Genomic DNA, 6,975 nt, shown 5'->3' with positions numbered 1-6,975 from the left:
CGGGGGCCCTTTCCGCATCCCTCGCGCGGGGCCGGGGCCGGTCAGGCGTAGCGGTAGACGCCCTGGTGGCCGGTCATCTCGCGCGGGGTCACGTTCCACGGGGGCATCGGCTCGTCGCAGGCGATCACCCGGCCGCGCTGGAGGTCGCCCAGCGCCAGGGGGGCGGCCGGCAGGTAGCCCGAGTCGGGGTGCCGCTGCTGCCAGCGGTCCCAGATCAGGTCGACGAACGCGTGGTGCAGCCAGAACGCCGGGTCGTTGGGGGCCGTACCGCCGGTCATGTGGCCGCCGATCCACTGGTGGACCTTGTTGTGGTTGCGCCACTGCTCGCTCTTGGGCGCCGCCCAGCCCTCCAGCTTGTTGCGGAAGCCGCCGTCGGAGGCGGTGGAGTCCCAGGGCGCGCTGTCGTAGACCGGATCGTCGATGGCCCACCGGAGTTCGGCGGGGGTGGGCAGGGAGATGGGGTTCCCGGGACGGCCGAGGTTGCGGGTGAGGAAGCGGGCCGCGGACACCCCGACCGTGATCGTCCAGTTGCCCCGGTCGTGGGCGAAGGGCCCGGTCATCACCTTGCGGTCGCTCGCGCGGCCGGTGCCGCCGAGGAAGTCGTCGGCCCACAGGGAGGAGACGGGGCTGGTGTCGGTGGTCCAGTCCCAGTACGGGATGGACACCCCGGAGTCCACGGACCGGAGCTGCTTCTCGAACTCCAGCAGGTAGCGCCGGTGCCAGGGGAAGAAGGACGGCGACATGTGCCCGACGCGCAGCTTCCGGTCCCGGTCGGGCACGAAGTACTTGTCGTGGGTGCGCACGAACGCGTCGTACGTGCCGTTGCGCTTGAGCTCCAGTACCGCGGCCGTGAACCGCTTCTTCTGGGCGCTGGTCAGGTCCTTCTGGTTCTGCCGGGTGTACAAGGCCGGGCTCCTCCCGTTGCCGTCCGTCAGCCGTGGTGCGGTGCCGCGAGGGCCAGCGGGGTGGTGCCGAGTTCGTCGACAGCCGCGCGGGCCAGCTCCAGCGGGGTCTCGTAGGACTGGAAGTGGTTGATCCCGCTGAGGTAGCTGCCGTCGGCGCGGCGCATCACGTGCAGGGGACGGCCGTCGATGCGCACCGCCGCCGAGGCGAGGTCGACGCTGATGTGCCGGCCCCGGTACGTCTCCTCGCCGAGCGGCGCCGGGCTCAGGGTCTGGCGGGGGCGGCGGGCTCTCAGCACCGGGGCCAGGACCGCGGCCGCCCCGCCGAACACGGCCGCGGTGAAGGCCGTACGGAGGAACGCGCGGCGGGTGAGTGGTGCGGCTGCTGCGGACATGCGGTCTCCCTCGCTCGGCGGTGCGCGCTACGCGGACTAACGCGGCGTGGCGGGCGAGGTCACCTCTACGGGCGGGCCGGCTTGGGGTGCTTGTAGAAGAGGGTGGTCGGGCGCAGCCGGCCGGCGGGGTCGGTGGCGTAGTCGGGGATGGTCCCGGCCTCGGTCCAGCCGGCGGCGCGGTAGAGCCGCTCGGCGCCGCTGCCCGTCTCGGTGTCGAGGAAGAGGAGGACGACCCCGGCGACGGCGGCCTGGTGTTCGGCCTCGGCGAGCAGGGCGCGGGCGGTGCCGCGGCCCCGGGCGGACGGGTGGACCATCAGCTTGCGGAGCTCGGCGCGGTGGCGGCCGTTGGGCTTGGACTCCCGGTGCCAGCCGACGGTGCCGTCGAGGCGGCCGTCGGGGCCTCGGGAGACCCACAGGGCGAGGGAGCCGTCCTCGACCGCGGGCAGCAGGGAATCCCACCAGGCGGCGGCCTCCGCGTGGCCGAGGCCGGCGAGGAAGCCGAGGGAGGCGCCGCCCGCGACCACGTCGTGGAGGAGGGCGGCGAGTTCGTCGCGGTGGGCGCGCAGGGCGGGGGCGGTGAGCCGGGTGGGGGTGGCCGTCATGGGCCGAGGATAGGGATCAGCCGGTGGCGCGCTGGAGGCGGGGCAGGCGCAGGTCCCGGGAGATCGCGGCCAGCCGGAGGGCGAACACCAGGCCCGCGGAAGCGGTGATGTCGAGGAGGTAGAGGGCGTGCAGCATGGCGCGGCTCCCTTCGCGGGGCGGGGGCGTCGGGGGAACCCGCCAAGGCTGCCGCACCGCGCCCTCACGCCGCATCGGCCGTTCGGCCGGTCCCGTTCCCCGGGCTCCGCCCGGACCCGTTCGACGCGCGGGTCCGGGCAGCCGCGCGGCGCTACGGCGCCGGGAGTTCCGCGAAGTCCGCGACGAGGCCGCGGTGGTGGCCCGCGGTGCCCAGGGCCAGGGAGTCGGCCTTGGCGCGCTTGAGGTAGAGGTGGGCGGGGTGTTCCCAGGTCATGCCGATGCCGCCGTGCAGCTGGACGCACTCCTCGGCCGCGCGGACCGCGACCCCGGAGCAGTAGGCCTGGGCGACGGCGACCGTGAGCGGGGCGTCGGGGGAGGCCGTCGCGAGGGCGTCGGCGGCCGCGCGGGCCGCCGCGCGGGCGGAGGCCACGTCGAGCCAGAGGCGCGCGAGGCGGTGCTTGAGGGCCTGGAAGGAGCCGATGGGCCGGTTGAACTGGTGGCGGCCCCGGACGTGCGCGACGGTCTCCGTGAGGCACCACTCGGCGAGCCCGAGCTGTTCGGAGGCCAGCAGCCCGGCGCCCGACAGCAGCGCCCCGGCGACGGCCGCCCGCGCGGTCGCGGGGTCCGCGAGGCGGGTGCCGGGGGCCGCGTCGAGGGTGACGGTGGCGAGCGGCCGGGTGAGGTCGAGGGGGACGGCCCCGGCGAGCACGGCGCGGGCGGCGGGGACGGCGTGCAGCCCGGTGTCGGCCAGGACCAGCAGGACGTCGGCGGCGACCGCGTCCGCGACGGAGGTGACGGTGCCGGTCAGGGCGCCGCCGCCGGTGTCGCGGGGCGGCCGCGGCAGGGGCGCGCCGGGGGCCTGGGTGAGCGGGAGGGCGGGGACGCAGACGCTCCGGCCGGCCGCGAGTTCCCGTAGCAGCTCGGAGGCCTCGGGCGTATCGCAGCCGAGCAGGATCTCCGTGGCGAGGACCGAGCTGGTCAGGTACGGGACGGGGGCGACGGCGCGGCCGAGCTCCTCCAGGACCACGGCGGCCTCCCGGTGGCTCGCGCCCGCCCCGCCGAGCTTCTCGGGGACGAGGAGCCCGGCGGCGCCGATGTCGGCGGAGAGCGTGCGCCACAGGTCCGGGTCGTGGGGGCGGCCGGTCTCCGCGCGGGCGAGGACCCGGTCCGGGGTGCAGCGGTCGGCGAGCAGGGACCGTACCGCGGAGCGGAGTTCCTCCTCGGTGCCGGAGTAGAGCAGGTCGAGGGGGGCGCGCGTATCGCTCATCGGGCGAGGTCCTTCCAGGCGATGTCCTTGTCGTCGCGCGGTTCGGCGGGCAGGCCGAGGACGCGCTCGGCGACGATGTTGAGGAGGACCTCGCTGGTGCCGCCCTCGATGCTGTTGCCCTTGGCGCGCAGGTAGCGGTATCCGGCGTCGCGGCCGGTGAAGTCGACGATGTCGGGGCGGCGCATGGTCCAGTCCTCGTACAGGAGGCCCTCCTCGCCGAGGAGTTCCACCTCCAGGCCGCTGATCTCCTGGTTGAGGCGGGCGAAGGTGAGTTTCATCCCGCTGCCCTCGGGGCCCGGCTGGCCCTGGGACAGCCGCTGGCGCAGCCGCTCCGCGGTGAGGCGGGCCACCTCGGCCTCGACCCAGAGGTCGAGCAGCCGCTGGTGCAGGGCGTGGGTGCGCAGCGCGGGCCGTTCGCGCCAGGCGGTGGCGACGGGGCCGATCATGCCGCCCTCGCGGGGGACGCGCATGCCGCCGATGGAGACGCGTTCGTTCATCAGGGTGGTGCGGGCGACGGCCCAGCCCTGGCCGACGGCTCCCAGGCGGCGCGCGTCGGGGATCCGGACGCCGGTGAGGAAGACCTCGTTGAACTCGGCCTCGCCGGTGATCTGGCGCAGGGGCCGGACCTCGACGCCGGGGGCGCGCATGTCGCACAGGAAGTAGGTGATGCCCCGGTGCTTGGGCAGGGTGGGGTCGGTGCGGGCGATGAGGATGGCCCAGCGGGCGGTGTGGGCGCTGGAGGTCCACACCTTCTGCCCGTCCACGACCCACTCGCCGGCGGCCTCGTCGAGGACGGCGCGGGTGCCGAGGGCGGCGAGGTCGGAGCCGGCGCCGGGCTCGCTGAAGAGCTGGCACCAGACCTCCTCCCCCACCCACAGGGGGCGCAGGAAGCGCCGCTTCTGCTCGTCGGCGCCGTACGCGAGGATCGTGGGCGCGGCCATGCCGAGGCCGATGCCGATGCGGCGCGGGTCGTTGTCGGGGGCTCCGGCGGCCTCCAGGGCGGCGTCGACGACGGCCTGGAGGGAGCGGGGCGCGCCGAGGCCGCCGAGGCCCTCGGGGTAGTGCACCCAGGCGAGTCCGGCGTCGAAGCGGGCGCGCAGGAAGTCGGCGCGGGGGGTGGTGGCGGGCGGGTGGGCGGCGAGCAGGTCCCGGACGCGGGCGGCGAGTTCCTCGGCGGTGGGCGTCATCGGGCGGCTCCGTCCAGGGACGGTACGACGACCAGCCGGCCGGTGGTGGCTCCGTCGGCGAGGCGCTGGACGGCGTCGGCGGCCCCGGCGAGGGGGACGCGTTCGCTGACCAGGGGCCTGATCAGGCCCTCGGCGGCGAGCCGGGTGAGCTCGGCGTGGCAGGCCGGGATCGAGGCGGGTTCCCTGGTGGCGTACAGGCCCCAGTGCAGGCCGAGGATGGCGTAGTTCTTGACCAGGGCGTGGTTGAGGGCGGGGGTGGGGATGGTGCCGCCGGCGAAGCCGACGACCACGATCCGGCCCTCGAAGGCCACGCACTTGGCGGAGGCGGTGTAGGCGTCGCCGCCGACCGGGTCGTAGACGACGTCGGCCCCGCGTCCGGCGGTGAACTCCTTGACGCGGGCGACGACGTCCTCGGTGGTGCGGTCGATGACGAGGTCGCAGCCCAGTTCCTCGGCGGCGCGCACCTTGGCCTTGCCGCCGACGACCCCGATGACGGTGGCCCCGGCGGCCTTGCCGAGCTGGACGGCGGCGCTGCCGACGCCGCCCGCCGCGGCGTGCACGAGCAGGGTCTCGCCCTCGCGCAGCCGGGCCCGGCGGTGCAGGCCGAACCAGCCGGTCTGGTAGCCGATGTGCAGGGCGGCGGCCTCGGCGTCGTCGAGCGTGTCCGGGGCGGGGAGGAGGGCGCGCGCGGGGGCGGTGACGTACTCGGCGAATCCGCCGTGGGGCAGGCTGGGGTTGGCGATGACGCGGCGGCCGTCCTCGGTCTCCCCGCAGATCTCGACGCCGGGGGTGAAGGGCAGCGGCGGCCGGATCTGGTACTGGCCGCGGACGAGGAGCGCGTCGGGGAAGTTGACGTTCGCCGCGAGCACCTTGAGCCTCACCTCGCCCTCGCCGGGCACCGGCTCGGGTACCTCCTCGAGGCGCATCGCCTCACGGGGCTCACCGGTCGTGTGTACTCGCCATGCCTGCATCCGGGGCCTCCAGCCGCCGTCGAGGAACCACGCTCGGCGGCATACTAAGCGGTCGCTTGATGTCATGGGAACCCTCGGCCCCGCCATTGGCCCGGTCTTTGCCCCGGTCAGGTGCCACCGGGCGGCGGGGCGGCCGCTTCCGGAAATCAGGCGCGCGAACGACGGGTTAACGGGGAATCCGGGAGTTAGCATCAACACGCCGGTTTCACACGGCATATGACGCAATGGGGGAACACGCGCACGCCCGCGGAGCGGACCGCTCCGGGCCTGGCGCGATCGCACCACCACCGCACGCCACAGGGGGGAATCCAACGATGAACAGCACGCACACCAGACGCGCCGCAGCGGCGGCGGCCGCCGCGGTCGTCCTGGCGGGGATCGTCACCGCCGCGGGCCCGGCCACGGCCGCCACCACCTGCACGCCCAGGATCCAGGTACTGGGCTCCATCGGGTCCGGGACCTACAACCCGGGCAATCCGCAGACCGAAGGCGTGCACGCCCTCGGCTCGGGCAACCTGTCCGTCGGCATCTCCGGCGGGAAGCCCGTGTACTGGACGGGCACCACGCCGCACAAGGTCCCGCTGCCCGCCGGCCTCGGCGGCGAGCTCCTCGCCGTGAACAAGGGCGGTCTGATGGTCGGCATCGTCCACGGGGCCGACAGCTACGTGTTCACCTACCGGGCGGGCGCCGCCGCGGTCACCCGGCTGCCCGGCAGCGACTACGCGTACGGCGAGGCCGACGTCAACGACGCCGGGTACGTCGTCTCGCGCAACCAGGCGGGCGTCGGCCTGGTCTGGAAGGACGGCCAGAAGGTCCGCGAGCTGGCCCCGCCGGCGGACACCCCGCCGCACACCGAGGTCGACCTGGTCACGGGCATCAACAACAAGGGCGACATCGCCGGCACGGCCAAACTGGCCTACCAGGACCCCGAAACCGACCAGTACCGGTGGGAGAGCTTCCCGGTGGTCTGGCCCGCGGACGGCGGCCCGGCCCGGTCCCTCGTCCAGAGCGGCACCGGCATGTACCAGGAGAGCCACGTCCAGGACATCGACGAGAGCGGCCACGTCGTCGGCTACGACTGGTACGGGCCGGGCTACGCGTTCAAGCCGTGGAGCTGGACGCCCCCGTACACCGCGCCCGGCACCTCCCCCGGCACGCTGAACCCGTTCCCGTACGGAACGTTCGAGGCCATCAGCCCCACCACCGGCGTCAGCGTCGGCACCGCCAGGTTCCACCCGGACGAGCCGACCCTCACCGACCAGGCACAGCTGTGGCCGGGCTCGGGGCCGGTGCTCGCCCTGCCGAGGCTCGCCGCGGGCAAGGCCAGCGCGGCGGAGTCGGTCGCCGACGACGGGCGGGTCGGCGGAGCGGCCGTCAACGCGAACGACAAGCTGAAGCCCGTGATCTGGACCTGCGCCACCAAGCAGGCGTACCTGCCGAAGCCGTAGGCCCCTGTGGCCGGCGCCGCCACGGGCGGATGGCGGCGCCGCGCGTGGTGACGTCACGGGCATGGTC

7 protein-coding genes are annotated in these 6,975 nt (G+C 74.8%); 1 reads left to right on the top strand and 6 read right to left on the bottom strand.

Annotation, left to right across the window (positions count from 1 at the left end; translation table 11 throughout):
• Positions 1–41 precede the first annotated feature (41 nt).
• The 6 genes from ACFV0Q_RS35995 to ACFV0Q_RS35970 form a co-directional block, all read right to left on the bottom strand.
• Positions 42–905, bottom strand: coding sequence for a tyrosinase family protein (locus ACFV0Q_RS35995; protein ID WP_385011396.1), 864 nt, complete (start codon positions 903–905; stop codon positions 42–44).
• A gap of 26 nt (positions 906–931) precedes the next feature.
• Complete coding sequence (locus ACFV0Q_RS35990; RefSeq protein ID WP_385011394.1) at positions 932–1,297, bottom strand: tyrosinase family oxidase copper chaperone; 366 nt, start codon at positions 1,295–1,297, stop codon at positions 932–934.
• Between the two features lie 65 nt (positions 1,298–1,362).
• Entirely contained in the window at positions 1,363–1,899 is a 537-nt protein-coding gene (locus ACFV0Q_RS35985; protein WP_385011392.1) for a GNAT family N-acetyltransferase, read from the bottom strand.
• Positions 1,900–2,186: 287 nt separating this feature from the next.
• Positions 2,187–3,302 carry an acyl-CoA dehydrogenase family protein gene (locus ACFV0Q_RS35980; protein WP_385011391.1) on the bottom strand — a complete coding sequence of 372 codons (1,116 nt, stop codon included), beginning with the start codon at positions 3,300–3,302 and terminating at the stop codon, positions 2,187–2,189.
• Positions 3,299–4,489: an acyl-CoA dehydrogenase family protein gene (locus tag ACFV0Q_RS35975; RefSeq protein WP_385011389.1), complete on the bottom strand. Its 1,191-nt coding sequence runs from the start codon at positions 4,487–4,489 to the stop codon at positions 3,299–3,301. Before ACFV0Q_RS35975 ends, ACFV0Q_RS35980 begins: the two co-directional genes overlap by 4 nt.
• On the bottom strand, positions 4,486–5,460 hold the full coding sequence (locus ACFV0Q_RS35970) for an NADPH:quinone oxidoreductase family protein (RefSeq protein ID WP_385011387.1): 975 nt from the start codon (positions 5,458–5,460) through the stop codon (positions 4,486–4,488). The genes ACFV0Q_RS35975 and ACFV0Q_RS35970 overlap by 4 nt, the downstream gene beginning before the upstream one ends.
• A gap of 314 nt (positions 5,461–5,774) precedes the next feature.
• On the opposite strand from ACFV0Q_RS35970, the gene ACFV0Q_RS35965 reads away from it, so the two are divergent.
• Complete coding sequence (locus ACFV0Q_RS35965) at positions 5,775–6,908, top strand: hypothetical protein (protein WP_385011386.1); 1,134 nt, start codon at positions 5,775–5,777, stop codon at positions 6,906–6,908.
• Positions 6,909–6,975: the final 67 nt, after the last annotated feature.

The organism is Streptomyces sp. NPDC059564 (assembly GCF_042735575.1).
GTDB lineage: Bacteria > Actinomycetota > Actinomycetes > Streptomycetales > Streptomycetaceae > Streptomyces.
The sequence above is the reverse complement of the archived record's forward strand: the minus strand, read 5'-3'. Positions and strand labels throughout refer to the sequence as shown.